We start from the raw sequence: 19,345 nt of genomic DNA, 5'->3' as shown, positions 1-19,345 counted from the left end.
GCGCTCATCGGCCGGCGGTGATCGGCTTGACGCCGCGGTGCAGCGCGACGATGCCCGCAGTGAGGTTGCGGTACGCGACTCGCTCGAAGCCCGCCTCGCGGAGCCAGGAGGCGACGACCTTCTGCCCGGGCCAGGCCCGGATCGACTCGCCGAGGTAGTCGTACGCCGGGTCGTTCGAGGAGGCGAGGCGCACGACGGCGGGCATCACCTTGGAGAGGTAGAGGTCGTAGGCCGCGGCGAGAGGCTTCGCCTGCGGAGTCGAGAACTCGCAGATCACGACGCGCCCGCCCGGCTTCACCACGCGGAAGAACTCGGCGATCGCCGTCGTGGGCTCGGAGACGTTGCGCAGGCCGAACGAGATGGTGACGGCGTCGAAGGAGTCGTCCTCGAAGGGGAGGTCCATCGCGTCGGCGTGGACGAACTCGATGCGCTCGTCGTCGGCGTGACGGCGGCGGCCGACCGAGATCATCCCGCGCGAGAAGTCCGCGGCGACGACGCTCGCTCCGGAGCGCGCGAGCGAGGCGCTCGAGGTGCCGGTGCCCGCCGCGACGTCGAGGATCCGCTCGCCCGGAGCCGGGTTCACGGCCCGGGTGGTGGCGATGCGCCAGAGGTGGTCGTTGCCGACGGAGAGCACGGTGTTCGTCAGGTCGTAAGCGGGCGCCACCGTGTCGAACATGGCTGCGACCTCGTCGGGTCGCTTGGTGAGGTCTGCCTTAGTCACGATGATCGAGTCTAGGGCGGGGAGCGGCGGGACGGCTGTGCATCCGCCCCGGTCGCACGCCTGTGCAGCGATGGGAGAGGTGCCGGGACCGTCCTGCTCCGCCTAGCCCGACGGCCCCGGACCGGATCAGGCTATGCGGGCGCCTCGGGCGGAGGCGTCCCGGGCGTGGGACGACCCGTCTTCTGGCGCGGCGTACTCTGAGAGCGTGACGCTCATCGGCACCGGGGCTCCTCCTCTCCACGTGGACACGACGCCGCTCGACTCCCCCGTCGACCTCGTCCCGCACGCCGATCCGCGGCGCCCGCTGCTCTGGCAGCGGAACGGCTCCGGTCTCACCGGCCTCGGCGAGGCCCTCCGGCTCGAGTTCTCCGGGCCCGACCGGGTGCGCGACGCGGCCGCGTCCTGGCGCGCACTGTCCTCCTCCGCCGTGGTCTCCGACCCGCTCGGACTGCCTGGGACCGGGCTGGTCGCGTTCGGCGCCTTCACGTTCTCGAGCCGGTCGGCCGAGCGCAGCGTCCTGATCGTGCCGCGCACCGTCATCGGCACCCGCGACGGACGCTCGTGGGTCACGACCGTCTCGACGTCCGGAGGCGGTGCACGCCCGGACGTCCCCCCGGCGGCGGCTCTCGACGACGACTACCGCGTCGACCTCGAGCCCGGAGCGATGACTCCCGACGCCTACCGCGCCGCCGTCGCCTCGGCGGTCGCCGCCATCAGCTCCGGGTCGCTCGAGAAGGTGGTCCTCGCGCGCGATCTGGTGGGCCGGCTCCCCCGCGACGGGGACCTGCGGCGGATCCTGGGCGACTTCGCCGAGCGCTACTCCGACTGCTGGACCTTCGCGGTCGACGGATTCCTCGGCGCGAGCCCCGAGACGCTCGTCGGAGTCGACCGCGGTGCGATCACCGCGCGCGTGCTCGCCGGGACGAGCGCGCGCGGAGCGGACGCCGCGGAGGACGCTCGGATCGTGCAGGCCCTCCTCGACAGCGCGAAGGACCGCTCCGAGCACGCCTTCGCCATCGCCAGCCTGGTCAGGGAGCTCCGCCCGCACACCCGTTCACTGACGATCAGCGACGAGCCGTTCGCGCTGCAGCTGCCCAACGTCTGGCATCTCGCGACGGACGTCCGCGGCACGCTCGACGACGCCTCCACCGCCCTCGACCTCGTCGACGCGCTGCACCCGACGGCCGCCGTCGCCGGCACCCCGACCGACCGGGCGCTCGCGCTGCTCGAGGAGCTGGAGCCCTTCGACCGCGGCCGCTACGCCGGGCCGGTGGGCTGGATCGACGGCAACGGCGACGGCGAGTGGGCCGTGGGCCTGCGCAGCACCGCGATCTCGGCCGACGGCGCCGTGACCGCGTGGGCGGGCGCCGGCATCGTCGCCGACAGCGACCCCGCCTCCGAGCTCGCCGAGACCCGGATGAAATTCCGCCCGGTCATCGACGCCCTCGGCGGCGCAGCCCGCCCGTAGGCGGGCCAGCGTCAGCAGATCAGGCTTCAGCCCGACCTTCTGACGGACGGAGATCTCGATACGCCCGCTGCGCGGGCTACTCGATCAGCGAGGGCAGGGCGACACGGAGGAGGTCGCTTCTCCCAGGCATGCTGGTCGAGCCCGCAGCCCCGCAGGGGCGTATCGAGACCCACCAGCTTCAGAGGATCAGTCCTCGAACCTTGTTCGCACGGGCACAGGACGCAGTGCTTCAGCGCCCCAGCGGGATCTCGACGATGCCGGGCCCGTCGCCGGGCGATGTGAGTGCCTGCTCGAGCTCGCCGCGCGTCGTGGCGCGGCGGTAGCTCCAGCCGTAGGCGCGCGCGAGTGCCTCCAGGTCGACCGACTGCGGGGTGAACTGCACGCGGTCGAAGGCGTCGGGCGCCGAGCTCGACGCGACCTCGAGGCCGTCGAAGATCGTGCCTCCTCCGTCGTTGACGACGACCAGCTGCACCCGGGGCCGGCGCTCGCCCGGCGCGAGCATCAGGCCGCCCGCCTCGTGGAGCAGGGTCAGATCGCCCAGGATCACGCGGGTGACGCCTCCCCGGCCGCGCTCGGTCGACTGCGACGACGTCGCGATGCCGACCGCCGTCGAGACGGTGCCGTCGATCCCCGCGAGACCGCGGTTGGCGTGCACCGTCACCTTCTTGCCGGGCAGCGTGCCGTCGGCCACGCGGATCAGACGGGACGCACCGAACAGGAGGCGGTCGTGCGGCCAGGTGACCCGCCACACCGCCGACACGACGAACTCGCGGGTCAGGGGCGCGCGCACGGCGGTCAGCGCGTTGCGGGCGTAGCCGCGGCGGTCCTCGACCGACATCGTGCCGCCGTCGGGCACCTCGTCGATCGCGTCGGGGTCGGCCGCCTCGAGCAGCGCCCGGCTCGCGAACACCCAGGATCCGGCCCAGGCGCGCTCCGCCCGCTCGGGGCGCGGCGACTCGGGCGCGCGCGCGACCTCGACCCCGCCGACACGACGCGCGCGGCGGCCGGGGTTGTAGAACTCGCGGCGACCGTGGTCGACGACGAGCACCTCGACGTCGTCGCGGCGCAGCAGCTCGGGGACCTCCCGGGAGAGCGTCGGGTGCCCGAGCACGATCGCGCGCCCGATCCTCCCGCCGTACTCGGGATCGGCGAGCAGTCGACGCCAGGCGACGACGAGCCGGGGGCCGAAGCGGGCTCCGGAGGAGACCTCGGCGAGCAGGGGCCAGTCTCCGGCCCGGGCGATCGCCTCGGCCTCGGCTCCGGCCTTGTCTCCGGCGATGACCACGGTGAGCGGCTCGTCGGGACCGGCGCAGACCGTCGTCGACGCGGGCTCCACCGCGGGGAGCTCGAGAGTGCGGGCCTCGGGATCGGCGAAGTCGGGGAGTCGCGAGGAGAGCGGATCGCGGAACGCGAGGTTCAGGTGCACCGGCCCGCCGGGACGCAGCGCCGCGGTCACCGCGCGGTCGGCGAGCTCGGCGGCGACTGCCGGATCGCTCGCGGTGTCGGGAGCGGGGACGTCCTCGAAGTGGCGCACCGCTCGCCCGAAGAGGTCGCGCTGATCGGTCGTCTGGTTGGAGCGGATCCCGCGGAGCTCCTCCGGTCGGTCGGCGGTCAGCACGATCAGCGGGACGTCCGAGGCATCCGCCTCGAGGACCGCGGGGTGGAGGTTCGCCGTCGCCGTGCCGGAGGTGGTCAGGACGACGGCGGGGCGACCGGACTCGAGGGCGAGGCCGAGAGCGAGGAAGCCTGCGGAGCGCTCGTCGACGCGCACGTGCAGGCGGATGCTCCCCCGCGTCTCGAGCTCGGCGGCCACGAGGGCCAGCGCCTGCGAGCGGGACCCGGGTGCGACGACGAGATCGGTGACGCCGAGCGCGACGAAGCGGGTGAGGAGGTCGACCGCGAAGCGAGTGGAAGGGGCGACCGGATCTCGGTCAGGCATCCCGGCGACCGGAGCCGTCGGTCTCTCCCGGCTCGTCGAGGTCGGCGAGGTCGCGCTCGAGCTGGGCGATGCGCTCGGCCTGCTCGCGCTCCTTCTCGGGGTCGCGCTCGCGGTGGATCGTGCCGAGGAAGTCGGGGTCGTCGTCGGGTGCCGTGAAGCGGCGGGTCTCGGCGCGCTGCTTGCGCGGGCGGCCGATCCAGAACCACAGCCCCGCTCCGATGAGGGGGAGGACGAGGACAACGATCAGCCACGACCACTTCGGGATGGCGCGCACCGCACGACGATTGCTCAGAGCGACGTCGATCACGGTGTAGACCGTGAAGACGGCGAGGGCCACGAGCAGGCCGATGACGAGGCGGATCATGGATTCAGTGTACGTCCGGCGCACTCTCGAAGACGGGGCGCACGGTCGCTGGACAGGGAGCTCCCGGGGTGCATACGGGACCGTGTGCAGGGGTCGACATACACTGATGCGGTGAAACTGAGCCGTGCCGTCATCGTCTACTCGCTCCTGCGCCTCGCGATGTTCGCCGCCGTGTTCGTGCTGGTGTACCTCCCGGGCCGCACGTTCCTCGACTCCGAGCTCACGGCGGCCGTCACCGCCGGCATCGTCGCGGCCGTCGCGAGCATGTCGCTCTCGTACATCGTGCTGCGCAAGCCCCGCGAGCGCATCGCGGAGGCGATCTACGAGCGCCGCAAGGACGTCCCGCGCAAGGCCACCGACGACGACATCGAGGACGCCGCGATCGACGCGGCCCGCGACGAGCGCTGACCGCCGGCCTGCCGGCTGCACGTCTCAACGGGTTCGGCCGATCGCGCTGCTCGCCTCCCCCCGCTGATCGAGTAGCCCGCGGAGCGCGACGTATCGAGATCCACCAGCGTCGGAAGGACAAGATAGAAGCCCCATCTGCTGACGCTGGCGGGTCTCGATACGCCCCTGCGGGGCTACTCGACCAGCATGGGGTGGCGCCGGGCGCCGGCCCGGTCGCGCATGCGTCAGAAGGCCAGCGCCGCGCCCAGGATCGCGGCGTAGGCGAGGCCGCCGAGGCTCGTCAGCTGCAGAGCGAGGATCAGCTCCTTCGCCGTGCGCGCCGTCAGCGTGATGAGGATCGCCGGCAGGATCGCGAGCAGGACGAAGAGCGTCAGCCACGCCAGCGGGTAGAACAGCGCCAGGACGACCGCGATCGCGAACGGCACCAGCACGAAGGCGCTGTAGATCGCCCGCGAGACGGTGGGGCCGGTCAGGACGGCGAGCGTCCGCTTGCCCGACAGGCGGTCGGTCGGGATGTCGCGGATGTTGTTGACCATCAGCACCGCGCAGGCGAACAGGCCGGCCGCGACCGCGCCGAGCCACGACTCCTGATTGGTGCGGCCGATCTGCACGAACGTGGTGCCGACCGTGGCGACGAGCCCGAAGAAGACGAAGACGAAGACCTCGCCGAGGCCCAGGTAGCCGTAGGGCCGGCGACCGCCCGTGTAGAACCACCCGGCGGCGATGGCGGCGGCGCCGACGATGAGGAGCCACCAGTAGCCCGAGAGGATCGTCAGGGCCAGACCCGCCAGACCCGCCAGACCGAAGAAGACGAGGGCGACGGTCAGCACCGTCTTGGGCTTCGCCGCGCCCGAGCCGGTGAGCCGCGAGGGGCCGACCCGGTTCTTGTCGGTGCCCCGGACGCCGTCGGAGTAGTCGTTGGCGTAGTTGACGCCGATCTGCAGGGCGAGCGCGACCGCCAGGCAGAGCAGGGCGCGCACCCAGTGCCAGCCCTCGTCCGTCACCTGCGTCGCCCCGGTGCCGATGAGCACGGGTGCGATGGCCAGCGGGAGGGTCCGCAGCCGGGCTCCGCCGATCCACTCGCGCGGGCCGGCGGGCTTCACCTCGACCTTGCGGGGGCTGCCTCCGGGGCGGCCGCTGCGCGGCTTCTTCTTGCGACTCGTACTCGACACGGAGGGAATCCTACCGAGTGCCCTCCCCGCCGCCTGGGGCCGGGGCGTGCACGGGCTGAGCGGTCTCAGGAACGCCCCGACTCCTCCGCGGTGCGCTCGAGCGCTCGGCGGTCGGGCTTGCCGGAGGCGAGCAGGGGGATCTCGGGCACGGCGAGGACGGCCGCGGGTGCCGCCGCCCGCCCGAGGCGCGCGACGACCGCGGCGCGCAGGTCGGCCGGCTCGGGAGGCGTCCCCGCCGTGATCACGACGGGCACCTCTCCCCAGCGCCCGTCCGACCGGCGGACGACGACGGCGTCGTCGACTCCCCACTCCCGCAGCACCGCCTCGACGGCGTCGAGCGAGACCTTCTCGCCGCCCGAGACGATGACGCGGTCGAGGCGCCCGGTCACGTTCAGCCGCCCGTCGTTGATCGCTCCAGAGTCGCCCGTGCGGTACCAGCGCTGTCCGTCGCGTGTGACGAAGGCGGCGGCGGTGCGCTCCTGGTCGATCGCGCCGCTCTCGTCGAGGTAGCCCTCGGCGAGGGTCGGTCCGCCGAGGAGCACCTGGCCGTCCTCGACGCGGGACTGCACGCCGCGCAGCGGGACACCGTCGTAGACGCAGCCGCCGGCGGTCTCGCTCGAGCCGTAGGTCAGCCGGATGCGCGCGCCGAGCGCCGCGGCCCGGTCGCGCAGCGCCTGCGGCGTCGACTGCCCGCCGATCAGCAGGGCGTCGAACGAGCGGAGGGTGCCGGCGTCCACCGGGTCGCGCTCGGCACGCTCGAGCAGCCGCGCGAGCTGCACCGGGACGAGCGACGTGTAGCGGCGCTCCCCCGCCGGCATGCTGCGGGCGGCGTCGAAGAACGCGGCGGCGTCGAAGCCGCCCTGTCTCAGCACCACCGGGTCGGCGTCGGCGGTCAGCGAGCGCACCAGCACCTGCACCCCGGCGACGTAGTGCGTCGGGAGGCACAGCAGCCAGCGACCGGGACCGCCCAGCTCGGCGAGCGTCGCCGACGCGCTCGTGAGCAGCGCCGAGGTGGCGAGCGCCACCCGCTTGGGCGGCCCGGAGGATCCCGAGGTCTCGACGACGACCGCGACCCGCTGCGGGACGGTGCCGCTCGCGACAGGAGGCGCACCGGGGGCGGCGATGCGCACGGCGGGGCCGCTGCCGTCGAGGGCGGCGCGGAGGGCGATCAGGACCGCCTCGGGAGCGGGATCGACCTCGACCAGCGCGCGGGTCACCTCCGCATCCCGCCGCTCAGAACTGCCACGGGAACGGCGACCAGTCGGGGTCGCGCTTCTCGAGGAAGGAGTCGCGTCCCTCGACGGCCTCGTCGGTGCCGTAGGCGAGACGGGTGGTCTCGCCGGCGAAGAGCTGCTGGCCGACCAGTCCGTCGTCGACCGCGTTGAAAGCGTACTTGAGCATGCGGATCGCCGTGGGCGACTTGGTCAGGATCGTCTCGGCCCACTCGATCGCGGTCGGCTCGAGCTCGGCGTGCGGGACGACGGCGTTGACGGCGCCCATCTCGTAGGCGCGCTGCGCCGAGTACTCGCGGGCGAGGAAGAACACCTCGCGGGCGGCCTTCTGCCCGATCTGACGGGCGAAGTACGCCGATCCGTAGCCCGCGTCGAACGAGCCGACGTCGGCGTCGGTCTGCTTGAAGCGCCCGTGCTCGGCCGAGGCGATCGTGAGGTCGCAGACCACGTGCAGCGAGTGACCGCCGCCGGCGGCCCAGCCGGGGACCGCCGCGATGACGACCTTGGGCATGAAGCGGATGAGGCGCTGCACCTCGAGGATGTGCAGGCGGCCGTTGCGCGCCGCGTCGATCCCCTCGGCGGTCTCGCCGTCGGAGTAGCGGTAGCCGTCGCGGCCCCGGATGCGCTGGTCGCCTCCCGAGCAGAACGCCCAGCCGCCGTCGCGGGGGCTGGGGCCGTTGCCGGTGAGTATCACGACGCCGATCCGCGGGTTGATCCGGGCGTCCTCGAGGGCGCGGAACAGCTCGTCGACGGTGCGCGGCCGGAACGCGTTGCGCACCTCCGGCCGGTCGAACGCGACCCGGGCGATGCGGCCGGAGCGATCGTGGTGGTAGGTGATGTCCTCGAGACCGTCGAAGCCGTCGACCGGCGCCCAGCGGCGCTCGTCGAACAGCTCGGAAACCTGCGTGCTCATGCCGTCGACCCTACTGTCGGGGGCGGGGAGGACCCTGCGCCCGGGACCCCGGGCACACGAAGAGGGACCCCGCTCGCGCGAGGTCCCTCTTGGCGCACTCGCCTACTTGGCGGTGGAGGTGCGGCGGTTCTCGGCCGATACCATCCAGGCGTACTGCTCCAGGCTCTGGATGATCGCGTGGAGCAGATCCGCGCTGGTCGGGTCCTCCTCGTCGACCTGGTCGTGGACCTCGCGCATGGTGGCGGCGGTGTTCTCGAGGCGGATGGTCACGAGGTCGACCGTCTCGGCGGTGTCGATCTCGCCGTGCGGGTACTCGGGCAGCGTCGTGGTCGCCGCGACGGTGTCGCTGCGTCCGTCCGGGATGCCGTGCAGCGCGCGCATGCGCTCGGCGATGTCGTCGCTGAACTCACGGGCGGCCTCGATGATCTCGTCGAGCTGGAGGTGGAGGTCGCGGAAGTTCTTGCCGACGACGTTCCAGTGGGCCTGCTTGCCCTGGACGTGCAGCTCGATGAGGTCGACGAGGACGATCTGGAGGCTGTCGAGCAGCTCCTTGGAGGCCTTGAAGCCCTTCTCGGCGTTCTGGCGGCGGCTGGTCTTGGCGCCGGAGCCGGCGGGGGCTTCGGTGTGGCGTTCGAGGGTGGTGGTCATGGACCGATCCTTTCTCTTGCAGAGCCGGAGTGCGGATCTCCGACTCCGAGTGTGGCTGATGCTGCTGGGCGACTCCCGGACGCGAGTGGTGCGGGAGCTGGACGGCGGCCGGGCGCGTCGCGGCGACCGGCGTGCTCAGGCGATGGTTCCGGTCTACGCTCCCCCGCGGCCTGGTTCAAGCGGGTTGCGCGCCGACGGCGGCGGGTCTAGCGGCGGGAGCGCTCGCTCAGCTTGTCGGGCGCGAGCTCCTCGATCGTGATCGCCGCGTTGACCAGGGCGAGGTGGCTGAGCCCCTGCGGCAGGTTCCCCCAGAAGGCGAGATCGTCGACCGCGACCATCTCGGACATGATCCCCACGTCGTTCGGGATCGTCGCCACCAGCTCGTCCATCAGCGCGATCGCCTCGTCGTGCCGCCCCACGCACGCCAGAGCGGACGCGAGCCAGAACGAGCAGGCGACGAACGGGTGCTCCTCGCCCTCCATCCCGGAGTAGCGGAACATCAGGGATCCCCGGCCGAGCTCGGCGACCAGGGCGTCGATCGTCGAGATCATCCGCTCACCGCGCTCGTATCCGCTCGTGGTGTGCAGCAGGACGGAGGCGTCGAGCTCCTCGGTGCCCGGGTACATCACGTACGAGCCGAGGGCGTCCGACCAGCAGTTCTCCTCGATCCAGTCGCGGATGCGATCGCGCTCGAAGCGCCAGCGGTCGGCGCTTCCCGGCACCTGGCCCAGCTCGGCGAGGTGCACGGCGGCGTCGAGCGCCTGCCAGCAGCCCATCTTCGACGAGGTGTAGTGCTGCTCCTCCTCGAGCTCCCACATGCCGGCGTCGCGGTTGCGCCAGAGGTCGCAGGTGGTGTCGGCGACGCGGGAGAGCAGCCGACCGGTCTGGATGTCGAGGACGTTGCCCTCGTCGACGTAGATGCGGCAGATGTCGAAGAGGTCGCCGAACACGCCGAGCTGCAGCTGGTCCTGGGCGCCGTTCCCCGAGACGACGGGGCCGATGCCCGCCCATCCCGGGACGTCGTACTCGGTGAGCCCGGTCGGCAGCGAGCCGTCGAGCCCGTAGAAGATGTGCAGGTCGGGTCCGTGCTCCTTGATCGTGCGCAGGAGCCACGAGAGCGCGGCGTGCGTCTCCTCCCGCAGCCCGAAGCGGACCAGGGCGTGCGCCGTGTACGCGGCGTCCCGCACCCAGGCGAAGCGGTAGTCCCAGTTCTTGCCGCCGTTGGGCGACTCCGGGAGCGACGTGGTCGCAGCGGCCGCGATCGCCCCGGTGGGCGAGTAGATCAGCAGCTTGAGCGCGAGCGCACTGCGCTGGACGGCTTCGGCCCAGGGGCCGTCGTAGGAGAACTCCTCCGACCAGTCCTGCCAGCTGCGGACGGTGCGGTCGATGCCGCGGTCGACGTTCGTCGCGTCCGGGAAGTGCAGGGGCTCGTCGTGGGTGGCCGAGACGACGAGAACGTGGCGGCTCGGGTCCTTCTCGGACGTCACGACGAACGATCCGGTGAGCTCGTCGCCGGCGCCGGAGGGCGCGTCGTCCCTGTCCGGCCCGTGGCCGTCCCCGGTCACCCCGATCGTGATGTCGCCGACGCGGATCAGCGAGCGGCCGTCGGCGTTCTGGATCCACGGCGACATCGTGCCCAGGCCGGTCCCCGGGCGCACGGCCCAGCGCATCCGCACCTCGCCGTCGACGCCGTCGACCCGCCGCGCGAGCTCGGCCCACGGGAGGCGCCCGGCGATGCCGGTCACGAGGGCGTCGGTCACCCGCACGGTGCCCGACTCCGTGCTGAAGGTGGTCTGCAGGACGTTCGTGTCCTTGAGGTACTCGCGCGTCACCTCGGCCGGCTCGACCGGTGCGAGCTCGATGCAGCCGCCCGAGCGACCGTCGATGAGGGCGGCGAACGCGGGGACCGAGCCGAGGTCGGGGACGGGCATCCAGTCGACGCTGCCGTCCCGGGCGATCAGCGCGACGGTCCTGCCGTCGCCGATCGCCGCGTAGTCGCGCAGGGGTCTCGTCGCTCTGTGCTCCGCCATACCCCCACGCTAGGCGCCTCGGGCGGTGCGCCACGCGGGCTTGCGGCGTCCAGAGGATGCCGGTACCGACGGATCAGGCCGCTGCGACTCCGCCGAACTCGGCCATGCGCTCGGTGAACTCGGCGCGGTCGGCCTCCTCGAGGAGGCTGTTCGCGTAGCCCGCGAGGAAGGCCCCGCTGTCGGACGGAGTGACGCCCACGTCGTCGAGCATCGTCGCGACCTGGCCGGTCGGGTCGGAGTCGAGGTCGACGAGGCCGAGCTCGATCGAGGGGACCGCCTGGGTGCTCGAGTAGGCCGTCACGATCCAGAGCGAGGCGGAGGCGTCCTCGTCCGAGAGGTCGCCGTCGAGGTCGTAGCCGACCTGCGACCACTCCGCCGGGGTGTCGGCGATGTCGACGGAGTCGAAGCCGAGCGGCGCGAGCGCGGCGGTGAAGAGGTCGACGACAGCCTGCTTGTCGGCGGCGGTGCCGAGCTCGGCGTCGGCGTAGTCGGTGGCCGAGATGTAGTCGTACAGCAGCGACGGCCCGCCGTACGCGTTGTCGGAGCGCTCGTAGTACTCGTCGTCGGCCGAGACCCAGCCGCCGATCACGGCGGCCTCGACGGCGGACACGGCGGCGGTGCACGCGGCGATCGCCGCCTCCGCCGAGGGCTGATCGAGCACGAGCGCCGCGTCGCCGTCCTGGTAGCCCGGGTAGTCGTAGAACGGATCGCTCGCGTCGCCGCCGGCGTCGGGGTCGTCCGTCGAGCCGAACGGGTCGTCGGAGTAGCCGGGGATGCCGGTCGGCACGGCGTCGCCCGCCACGTCGACCGCGGCACCCACGGTCCACGCGAGCAGACCGCCGAGGACGGCGGTGTAGACCAGCCCGACGGCGGCGCTCGAGGCGAGGGCGATCCACCCTCCGGTGCCGAGCGGGCGGCGCCCGGGAATCGGCGCGGCCTGCGGCGCGGGCGGCGGGCTCATCGGGATCTGACTCATCGCGTTCCTCCGGGCTCGAGCGGCAGCGCCGCCAGTCTCGCACGGGGTGCAGGCGGGTCCGAGCGGGGGCGGGCCCGGTTCTCGACGCCGTCGCTCCGGAGGAGAATGGCCGCATGGACGATGACGTGCCCGGATCCCCCCTCCCCTCCCTCGCCGAGGTCGACGCGGGCCTGCGCGTCGTGTCGCTGCCGCTGCGGACGCGCTTCCGCGGGGTCGACCACCGCGAGATCGCGCTGGTGCGCGGGCCGGAGGGCTGGACGGAGTTCTCTCCGTTCCTCGAGTACGGCCCCGAGGAGTCGGCCGCCTGGCTCCGCGCGGCGCTCGACTACGGCTGGAGCGAGCAGCCCGCCGCGCTCCGCGACCGGATCCCCGTCAATGCGACGGTGCCCGCGGTCGATCCCGCCGACGTCGCCGCGATCCTCGCGAGCTACCACGGCTGCCGGACCGCCAAGGTCAAGGTCGCCGAGCGCGGCCAGGCCCTCGCCGACGACGTCGCTCGCGTCGAGGAGGTCCGCCGCGTGCTCGGGCCGGAGGGACGCATCCGCATCGACGCGAACGGGGCGTGGAACGTCGACGAGGCCGAGCACGCCGTGCACGCGATGGCGGGAGTGGACCTCGAGTACCTCGAGCAGCCCTGCGCGAGCGTCGACGAGCTCGCCGAGCTGCGCTACCGGGTGAAGTACATGGGCATCCCGATCGCGGCCGACGAGAGCGTGCGCAAGGCCGTCGATCCGCTCGCCGTCGCGCGTGCGGGCGCCGCCGATCTGCTGGTGGTCAAGGCGCAGCCGCTCGGAGGCGTGCGCCGCGCCCTCGCGATCACCGCCGAAGCCGGCCTGCCCGCCGTGGTCTCGAGCGCCCTCGACAGCTCGGTCGGGCTCGCGATGGGTGCGGCGCTCGCGGCCGCTCTGCCCGAGCTGCCCTACGACTGCGGGCTGGGGACGGCCTCCCTCCTCGCCGCCGACGTCACCGCGGCTCCGCTGCGCCCGGTCGACGGGTCGATCGCGGTCGAGCGCGTCGACGTGTCCGAGGAGCTGCTCGAGCGCCACGCGGTGTCGCCCGAGCGCCTCGCCTGGTGGCGGGCGCGGCTGCGCGACTCCTTCGCTCTGCTCTGAGCATCGGGGGGAGGGGAACCGGCGCGGTTCGGAGGACCGAAGCGTGGTGAACCGAGTGGTGCAGTGGGGCCAGAATGGAGCTGCCCGGTCGCCGACGCCCGCCGCTCCCTCCTTCCCCCTCTGATCGGAGACCCGTGCCCGCCGTTCCCGTCTTCCTCGATTGCGACACCGGCATCGACGACTCGCTCGCCCTCGCCTACCTGCTGCGCTCGCCGCTCGCCGATCTCGTGGGCATCAGCACCGTGAGCGGCAACACCGACGCCCGCCAGGCCGCGGTGAACACCCTCGGCCTGCTCGCGCTCGCCGGTCGCACCGACATCCCCGTCGCCGTCGGCGCGCACGACTTCCTCGAAGAGGCCTACGCCGGCGGCGCGCCGTACGTGCACGGCGACAACGGCATCGGAGGCGTCACCCTGCCCGCCGGCGCCGAGCCGGTCGACGAGGACCCGGCCGACCTGCTCCTCCGCCTCGCCCGCGAGCACGCCGGCGAGCTGCGCCTGGTGGCGATCGGGCCGCTCACGAACATCGCCCACGCGCTGCGCAAGCACGCCGAGCTGCCCTCGCTGCTGCACTCGGTCACCGTCATGGGCGGTGCGGCACTCGTCCCCGGCAACGTCAGTACGGTGGCGGAGGCGAACATCTGGCACGACCCCGCCGCGGCCGCCGAGGTGGTCGCCGCCGACTGGGATCTCACCCTCGTCCCGCTCGACGTGACGATGCGGCACCTGATGACGGAGGAGCACCGCGCGGTGCTGCTCGGCTCGGCCGACCCGCTCGCCGAGACGATCGGCCGCGCGCTCGACTTCTACTTCGACTTCTACGTCGGCCACTTCGGCGTCCGCAGCGCCGCGCTGCACGACCCGATGGCCGCCGCGATCGCGCTCGATGCCGTGGATGTCGCCTCCGCCCCGCGCGTGCCCGTCGAAGTCGACGCGACGTTCGGACCCGGCCGCGGCCAGACCCTGCCCGACCTGCGCGGCATCTACCGCGACGTGCACCCCGAGGGCTCGCGGACCCGCTTCGTCCTCGCCCTCGACGCCCCCTTCGCCCCGCACCTGATCGACGTCATCACGGGCGGCGCCTGACGCCTCCGGCTCGGGCGGGCCGGCGCCCCGGTCGAGCCCGCGGCCCCGCCGCTTCGCCTCTCCGGGCGGAGGGAGAACCCGGCGCGGGCCGCCCTCCATGCTGGTCGAGTAGCCCCGCAGGGGCGTATCGAGACCCACCAGCGTCAGAAGACCAGGCCGTCGATCCGACCTGCTGACGCTGGTGGATCTCGATACGCCCGCTGCGCGGGCTACTCGATCAGCGAGGAGCGGCCCCGCACGCTCGCCGGTCGAGCCGGTCTGCAGCGCGATCTGCTGACGCTGGTGGATCTCGATACGCCCGCTGCGCGGGCTACTCGATCAGCGAGGAGCGGCCCCGCACGCTCGCTGGTCGAGTAGCCGCCGCAGGCCGCGTATCGAGACCCACCTCCGTCAGCGGGTGAGGTCGGCAGTCTCGGATCCGCTACATCCCCGTGTCGAGGCCGGAGTAGGCGTGGAGCCCCTTGAAGAACACGTTGACGACGCCGAAGTTGAACATGACGGCGGCGAAGCCGATGATCGCGAGCCAGGCCGAGGGGGTGCCGCGCCACCCGCGGGTCGCGCGGGCGTGGATGTAGCCGGCGTAGATGGTCCAGATGATGAAGGTCCAGACCTCCTTGGTGTCCCAGCCCCAGTAGCGGCCCCAGGCCTTCTCGGCCCAGACGGCGCCCGCGATGAGGGTGAAGGTCCAGAGGATGAAGCCGATGATCGTGACGCGGTACGCGAGGTTCTCGAGGGTCAGCGCGCTGGGCAGGGTGCGCAGGAACTTCAGGACGGAGCGGGGCGACTCGCCCTCCGACTCCCTCCGCGACTGGAGGAGCTGGGTGACCGAGAGCGCGAAGCCGAGGGCGAAGAACGCCGTGCCGAGGATCGCGACGAGCACGTGGATCACGAGCCAGTACGACTGCAGTGCCGGCGGCAGCGGGACGACAGCGACGTAGTAGTTGACCGTCGCGACTCCGAGCAGCACCAGGACGAGCCCGGTGATGAAGGCGCCGAGGAAGCGGAGATCCCAGCGCAGCTGCACGGCGAGGAACACGCCGATGATGATCAGGGTCCCGGTGATCGAGAACTCGTACATGTTGGCCCACGGCACGCGCCCGGCCGCCACGCCGCGGAGCACGGTCGCCCCGAGGTGCAGCACGAAGGCGAGCAGCGTGAGCGAGAAGCCGATGCGCATCGCCTTCGAGCGCGCCGGGGCGTTGTAGACCTCGTCCTCGACGCGGCTGCCGAGGCGCGAGAGGGTCGCCGTCGGGCGGCCCGAGCCGCCGGCCACCGTCGCCCTGCCGCTCGCCGCGCGGTCGGCGGCGGCCGCCGAGGCGACGCGCTCCGCCTCCTGCACGACCTCGATCGACTCGCCGTCGGCGATCGAGGAGCGGCGGGCGAGGTCGACCGCGAAGAAGATGAACGCCAGCGCGTAGATGCCCATCGCGGAGTAGAGGCACAGCACGGAGTACTGAGAGAGGGTCTCGATCACCTCCTCAGGGTAATCGCTGCGGGCCGCCACCGCCCCTGCGCGAACGCACAGGTAAGGATGCCCTTCCTCCTCCGGGCGACGAGAGGCGCGTCAGGACCCGTCGAGTGGCGCGTGCCGGTCGGCCACCTCGCGTACCGCGCGGACCAGCTGCGGGTCCTCGCCGCGCGCCAGGCCCGCGTACTCGAGGGTCAGTCCACCGTCGGCACCGGTCGTCGCCTTGACCCACACCCGGCGGCGCGGGACGAACAGCGAGGTGAGCAGTCCGGCGAGCACCAGGATCGCGAACAGCAGCACCCAGCTCTGCGTGGCGTCGTGGTGGATGTCGAACGAGGCGAACCGCTTGACGCTGTCGGTCCCGACGATCGACGGGTCGGCTCCCACGTTCTCGAAGGTAACCGTGCCGAGGTCGTCCGGCAGATCGGCCGTCTGCCCCGGCTTGAGCGTGATCGAGGCCACCCCCGTCTGCCCGCCGGTGAGGCGCGTCAGCGAGTCGGTGTTGAGCACGTAGACGGAGGTGGGCACGCCGGCGTCGAGGCCGAGGTCGCCCGCGAAGACGTTCAGAGACAGCACGGGGTACTGCAGGTCGGGGAAGATCGAGGTCGAGGCGCCCGACGCGAGCTCGTCCTGGGTGGGGTAGAAGAACCCGGTCATGCCGATCTGCTCGGCGAGGCCGTCGGGGACCTTCACGACTCCGACCGAGGTCAGGTTGGCGTCCTGCGGGAGGAAGGGCACGGCGTCGGTGAAGATCGCCGTCCCCGAGGGGTCCCGCACCGTGATCGTCGGCGCGTAGCCGTTGCCGAGCAGGTAGACGTTGGTGCCGCCGATCGAGAGCGGCTCGTTGACCTTGATCGTGCGGTCCTCCGTGCCGCCACCGCGCTCGGTCGTGGTCACGTTCGCCGTGAAGTCGACGGGCTGCCCCAGCGCCTGCTGGTTCTGCTCCTCGTACTGCACGTCGAGGCTGTCGAGCGTCAGCTGGTACGGATCGAGCTGGCTGCTGTCGAAGAACCGGCCCGGGTTGAACGAGTCGTAGGCCGCGAGGTTGTTGGCGAAGCCCTGGCCGCCCTCGACGAGCACGCGCTGCCCGCTGTAGCCGAAACCGCCGCCGACTCCGACGGCCACGAGGATCCCGACCAGCGCCGAGTGGAACACCAGGTTGCCGGTCTCGCGGAGGTAGCCGCGCTCGGCCGAGACGCTCGTCCAGCGCCCGCGCGGGTCGGCGTAGCGCTCGACGCGGTAGCCCGCGCGGCGCAGGACGGCGTGAGCCGAGTCGATCGCCTCGGCCTCGCTCGCCCCGTCGACCTCGCGCACGGTGTACCCGGCGAGGCGCTGCAGGCGCGCGGGGGTGCGCGGCGGCCGCGAGCGCATCGCCTCGAAGTGGTGCTTCGTGCGCGGGATGATGCAGCCGATCAGCGAGATGAACAGCAGCAGGTAGATGCTCGAGAACCAGGCCGAGGTGTAGGTGTCGAACGCCTGCACCTTGTCGAGCAGCGGGGCCAGATCGGGGTTGTCGACGAAGTACTGGGTGACGCCGTTGGGGTCGGAGGAGCGCTGCGGCACCAGGGAGCCCGGGACCGCCGCGATCGCGAGCAGCAGCAGGAGGAACAGCGCCGTGCGCATGCTCGTGAGCTGGCGCCACATCCAGCGCAGCCAGCCGACGAGGCCGAGCTTGGGCTGCGTGACGGTGTCGGCGTCGGAGTCGAAGTGGTCGGCCGGGCGGAACGTCGCGTCGGCGCGCTTCTGCGCCTCGTCGCCGTCGACCGGCGCGCCGGACTCGGGCCTCGAGCCGGACTCAGATCGCGGGCTGGAAGCCATTGATCACCCCTGCGAGGGATCCGTAGACGAGGGTGTTCCAGATCCCGGTCACCATGAGGACTCCGATCAGGACGAGGGCGACACCGCCCGCGATGTTGATGGCGCGGATGTGGCGCTTCACGACGGCGAGGGCGGTGGTGACCCAGCTGAAGCCGAAGGCCACGAGCAGGAAGGGCAGACCGAGTCCGAGGCAGTACATCAGCGCGAGGAGCGCGCCCCGCCACGGCGACCCCGCTCCGAGCCCCAGCGCCAGGATCGAGCTGAGGGTCGGGCCGAGGCACGGGGTCCAGCCGATCCCGAAGACGATGCCCAGCAGCGGTGCGCCGATCAGGCCGGTCGCGGGCCGGATGCTCGGGCGGAGCGTCCGCTGCAGGAACGAGAACTGCCCGATGAAGACGAGGCCCATCGCGATGACGACCACGCCGAGCACGCGGGTGATGACGTCGCTGTAGCGCTGCATCCAGAAGCCGATCGACCCCGCCGCCGCCCCGTAGAGCACGAAGACCAGCGAGAAGCCGAGCACGAAGAGCAGCACGCCGAGCACGACGCGGCGTCGCCCCCGAGCGGCCCGCTCGTCGGCATCGGTGAACCCGCCGACGTAGGCGAGGTAGCCGGGGACGAGCGGGAGCACGCAGGGCGACGCGAACGACACCAGGCCGGCGAGGAGCGCGATCGGCACCGCGAGGAGCAGCTGTCCGCTGATGACGATGTCGCCCACGCCGCTACTCCGGTGCCGCGAGCGTGTCGCTCACGAGCGTCGACAGGATCGACGCCTCCTGCAGCTGACCGAGGATCCGCGAGGCGACGCGCCCCTCCCTGTCGAGGACGAGCGTGGTCGGCACCGCGTTCGGCGGAACCTTGCCCGAGAAGGCGAGCTGCGCCGATCCGTCGACGTCGACGATCGAGGGGTAGGTGAGGCCGTAGGTCTGGGCGAAGGCCGCCGCGGTCGGAGCCTGGTCGCGCACGTTGATCCCGACGAATGAGACCTCCTGGCCCGCGAACTCGGTGTTCACCGACTCGAGGTCGGCGGCCTCGGCCCGGCAGGGTGCGCAGCTGGCGTACCAGAAGTTGACGACCACGACGCGGCCGGCGAGATCGGCGGAGTCTATGCTCTCGCCGTTCTCGTCGGTGCCGGAGAAGACGATCGGGTCGTCGCGGTCGTCGGCCGCGATCTCGGTGACGGTCCCGTCGCCCGAGATGTAGCCCTTGTTGTCGCCGCTGCGGTACTGCGTCGCGAGCTCGTCCTCGGTGCAGCCCGACAGCACGAGCGCGGCGGCGAGCGCCAGCACCGCCGCGGCGCGGACCCGCGCCATCAGACGGCTCCGACGTCGGTCGCGAGGCCTTGGAGGCCGGCCGCGGGGTCGGAGTAGCCGACCTCGACGAACCGGTCGCCGCGACGCTCGAAGGTGGTGATGCTCGACAGAGCGCACCGGCGCTTGCGCGGATCGTGGAAGAGCCGCTCCCCCGCGATCGCGCGATGGGCCGTCCAGATCGGGAGCTGGTGGCTGACCAGGGCGACGTCGCCCTCGACGGTCGACTCCCAGGCCGACTCCATCGCGGCGTACATGCGCGCCGAGATCGAGAGGTAGGGCTCGCCCCAGCTGGGCTCGAAGGGGTTGCGGAGCGACGGCCAGCTGCGGGGGTCGCGCAGCGCCGACGCGCGCGCCTCCATCCGCTTGCCCTCGAACTTGTTGGTGGGCTCGATGATCCGCTCGTCGATGGCGACCTCGATCTCGAACGCCTGCGAGAGCGGCTGCGCCGACTCCCTGGTGCGCTGGAGCGGGGAGGCGATCAGCGCGGTCACGTGGCGGCGCCGCTCGAGCAGGTCGTCGGCGGCCGAGCGCGCCATCCGGTGGCCGAGCTCGGAGAGCCGGAAGTTCGGGAGTCGCCCGTAGAGGACCCGGTCGGGGTTGAACACCTCGCCGTGCCGCACGAGATGGATCTGATCGGCAACCACGAGCGTCAAGTGTACGGAACGCGGGGTGGAGGAA

General features: G+C 72.3%; 18 protein-coding genes. 4 read left to right on the top strand and 14 right to left on the bottom strand.

The genetic code is table 11. The features are described from left to right. Window positions 1–4: 4 nt before the first annotated feature. Entirely contained in the window at window positions 5–721 is a 717-nt protein-coding gene (locus tag GRS96_RS07115; RefSeq protein ID WP_204162052.1) for a demethylmenaquinone methyltransferase, read from the bottom strand. A 205-nt stretch (window positions 722–926) separates the two neighbouring features. Here GRS96_RS07115 and GRS96_RS07110 point away from each other — a divergent pair, with 205 nt between their 5' ends. After that, window positions 927–2,189, top strand: coding sequence for an isochorismate synthase (locus GRS96_RS07110; RefSeq protein WP_236553579.1), 1,263 nt, complete (start codon window positions 927–929; stop codon window positions 2,187–2,189). Between the two features lie 229 nt (window positions 2,190–2,418). On the opposite strand, the gene menD is transcribed toward GRS96_RS07110, so the two are convergent. Together menD and GRS96_RS07100 are read right to left on the bottom strand one after the other, a co-directional pair. After that, window positions 2,419–4,128, bottom strand: coding sequence for a 2-succinyl-5-enolpyruvyl-6-hydroxy-3-cyclohexene-1-carboxylic-acid synthase (gene menD, locus GRS96_RS07105; protein WP_159988123.1), 1,710 nt, complete (start codon window positions 4,126–4,128; stop codon window positions 2,419–2,421). Next, a complete protein-coding gene (locus GRS96_RS07100) occupies window positions 4,121–4,492 on the bottom strand; it encodes a PLD nuclease N-terminal domain-containing protein (RefSeq protein WP_159854420.1) in 372 nt (123 codons plus the stop codon). Before GRS96_RS07100 ends, menD begins: the two co-directional genes overlap by 8 nt. A gap of 111 nt (window positions 4,493–4,603) precedes the next feature. On the opposite strand from GRS96_RS07100, the gene GRS96_RS07095 reads away from it, so the two are divergent. Beyond that, a complete protein-coding gene (locus tag GRS96_RS07095) occupies window positions 4,604–4,900 on the top strand; it encodes a DUF4229 domain-containing protein (RefSeq protein WP_159988121.1) in 297 nt (98 codons plus the stop codon). Window positions 4,901–5,124: 224 nt separating this feature from the next. Here the strand turns inward: GRS96_RS07095 and GRS96_RS07090 are convergent, their stop codons facing one another. From GRS96_RS07090 to GRS96_RS07065, 6 genes are all read right to left on the bottom strand, one after another. Next, a complete protein-coding gene (locus GRS96_RS07090; protein WP_159854424.1) occupies window positions 5,125–6,072 on the bottom strand; it encodes a 1,4-dihydroxy-2-naphthoate polyprenyltransferase in 948 nt (315 codons plus the stop codon). A gap of 65 nt (window positions 6,073–6,137) precedes the next feature. After that, entirely contained in the window at window positions 6,138–7,289 is a 1,152-nt protein-coding gene (locus GRS96_RS07085; protein ID WP_236553578.1) for an AMP-binding protein, read from the bottom strand. Between the two features lie 16 nt (window positions 7,290–7,305). Then, window positions 7,306–8,217: a 1,4-dihydroxy-2-naphthoyl-CoA synthase gene (locus GRS96_RS07080; protein WP_159854426.1), complete on the bottom strand. Its 912-nt coding sequence runs from the start codon at window positions 8,215–8,217 to the stop codon at window positions 7,306–7,308. Between the two features lie 102 nt (window positions 8,218–8,319). Then, window positions 8,320–8,865, bottom strand: coding sequence for a Dps family protein (locus GRS96_RS07075; protein ID WP_085476900.1), 546 nt, complete (start codon window positions 8,863–8,865; stop codon window positions 8,320–8,322). A 206-nt stretch (window positions 8,866–9,071) separates the two neighbouring features. Then, a complete protein-coding gene (locus GRS96_RS07070; protein WP_159854428.1) occupies window positions 9,072–10,895 on the bottom strand; it encodes a glycoside hydrolase family 15 protein in 1,824 nt (607 codons plus the stop codon). 73 nt (window positions 10,896–10,968) lie between these two features. Then, a complete protein-coding gene (locus GRS96_RS07065) occupies window positions 10,969–11,871 on the bottom strand; it encodes a hypothetical protein (protein ID WP_159988120.1) in 903 nt (300 codons plus the stop codon). 113 nt (window positions 11,872–11,984) lie between these two features. On the opposite strand from GRS96_RS07065, the gene GRS96_RS07060 reads away from it, so the two are divergent. Together GRS96_RS07060 and GRS96_RS07055 are read left to right on the top strand one after the other, a co-directional pair. Continuing rightward, window positions 11,985–12,983: an o-succinylbenzoate synthase gene (locus GRS96_RS07060; protein WP_159988119.1), complete on the top strand. Its 999-nt coding sequence runs from the start codon at window positions 11,985–11,987 to the stop codon at window positions 12,981–12,983. Between the two features lie 134 nt (window positions 12,984–13,117). Next, a complete protein-coding gene (locus tag GRS96_RS07055; protein WP_235021846.1) occupies window positions 13,118–14,068 on the top strand; it encodes a nucleoside hydrolase in 951 nt (316 codons plus the stop codon). 421 nt (window positions 14,069–14,489) lie between these two features. Here GRS96_RS07055 and ccsB read toward each other — a convergent pair whose 3' ends face one another. From ccsB to GRS96_RS07030, 5 genes are all read right to left on the bottom strand, one after another. Then, on the bottom strand, window positions 14,490–15,542 hold the full coding sequence (gene ccsB, locus GRS96_RS07050) for a c-type cytochrome biogenesis protein CcsB (RefSeq protein WP_442966606.1): 1,053 nt from the start codon (window positions 15,540–15,542) through the stop codon (window positions 14,490–14,492). 90 nt (window positions 15,543–15,632) lie between these two features. Next, window positions 15,633–17,354 carry a cytochrome c biogenesis protein ResB gene (resB, locus tag GRS96_RS07045; protein ID WP_159854436.1) on the bottom strand — a complete coding sequence of 574 codons (1,722 nt, stop codon included), beginning with the start codon at window positions 17,352–17,354 and terminating at the stop codon, window positions 15,633–15,635. Further along, entirely contained in the window at window positions 17,332–18,072 is a 741-nt protein-coding gene (locus tag GRS96_RS07040; RefSeq protein ID WP_159854438.1) for a cytochrome c biogenesis CcdA family protein, read from the bottom strand. The genes resB and GRS96_RS07040 overlap by 23 nt, the downstream gene beginning before the upstream one ends. A gap of 4 nt (window positions 18,073–18,076) precedes the next feature. After that, complete coding sequence (locus tag GRS96_RS07035; protein ID WP_159988117.1) at window positions 18,077–18,667, bottom strand: TlpA family protein disulfide reductase; 591 nt, start codon at window positions 18,665–18,667, stop codon at window positions 18,077–18,079. Further along, window positions 18,667–19,311, bottom strand: a complete 645-nt coding sequence (locus GRS96_RS07030) for a histidine phosphatase family protein (protein WP_159854442.1) — start codon at window positions 19,309–19,311, stop codon at window positions 18,667–18,669. The genes GRS96_RS07035 and GRS96_RS07030 overlap by 1 nt, the downstream gene beginning before the upstream one ends. Window positions 19,312–19,345: the final 34 nt, after the last annotated feature.

The organism is Rathayibacter sp. VKM Ac-2803, from assembly GCF_009807175.1.
GTDB lineage: Bacteria > Actinomycetota > Actinomycetes > Actinomycetales > Microbacteriaceae > Rathayibacter.
The sequence above is the reverse complement of the archived record's forward strand: the minus strand, read 5'-3'. Positions and strand labels throughout refer to the sequence as shown.

Coding starts and splice junctions, on each gene's coding strand:
- menD (WP_159988123.1), bottom strand. CDS start 4,128: ATGCCTGACCGAGATCCGGTCGCCCCTTCCACTCGCTTCGCGGTCGAC.
- GRS96_RS07100 (WP_159854420.1), bottom strand. CDS start 4,492: ATGATCCGCCTCGTCATCGGCCTGCTCGTGGCCCTCGCCGTCTTCACG.
- GRS96_RS07080 (WP_159854426.1), bottom strand. CDS start 8,217: ATGAGCACGCAGGTTTCCGAGCTGTTCGACGAGCGCCGCTGGGCGCCG.
- GRS96_RS07075 (WP_085476900.1), bottom strand. CDS start 8,865: ATGACCACCACCCTCGAACGCCACACCGAAGCCCCCGCCGGCTCCGGC.
- GRS96_RS07070 (WP_159854428.1), bottom strand. CDS start 10,895: ATGGCGGAGCACAGAGCGACGAGACCCCTGCGCGACTACGCGGCGATC.
- GRS96_RS07065 (WP_159988120.1), bottom strand. CDS start 11,871: ATGAGTCAGATCCCGATGAGCCCGCCGCCCGCGCCGCAGGCCGCGCCG.
- GRS96_RS07060 (WP_159988119.1), top strand. CDS start 11,985: ATGGACGATGACGTGCCCGGATCCCCCCTCCCCTCCCTCGCCGAGGTC.
- resB (WP_159854436.1), bottom strand. CDS start 17,354: ATGGCTTCCAGCCCGCGATCTGAGTCCGGCTCGAGGCCCGAGTCCGGC.
- GRS96_RS07035 (WP_159988117.1), bottom strand. CDS start 18,667: ATGGCGCGGGTCCGCGCCGCGGCGGTGCTGGCGCTCGCCGCCGCGCTC.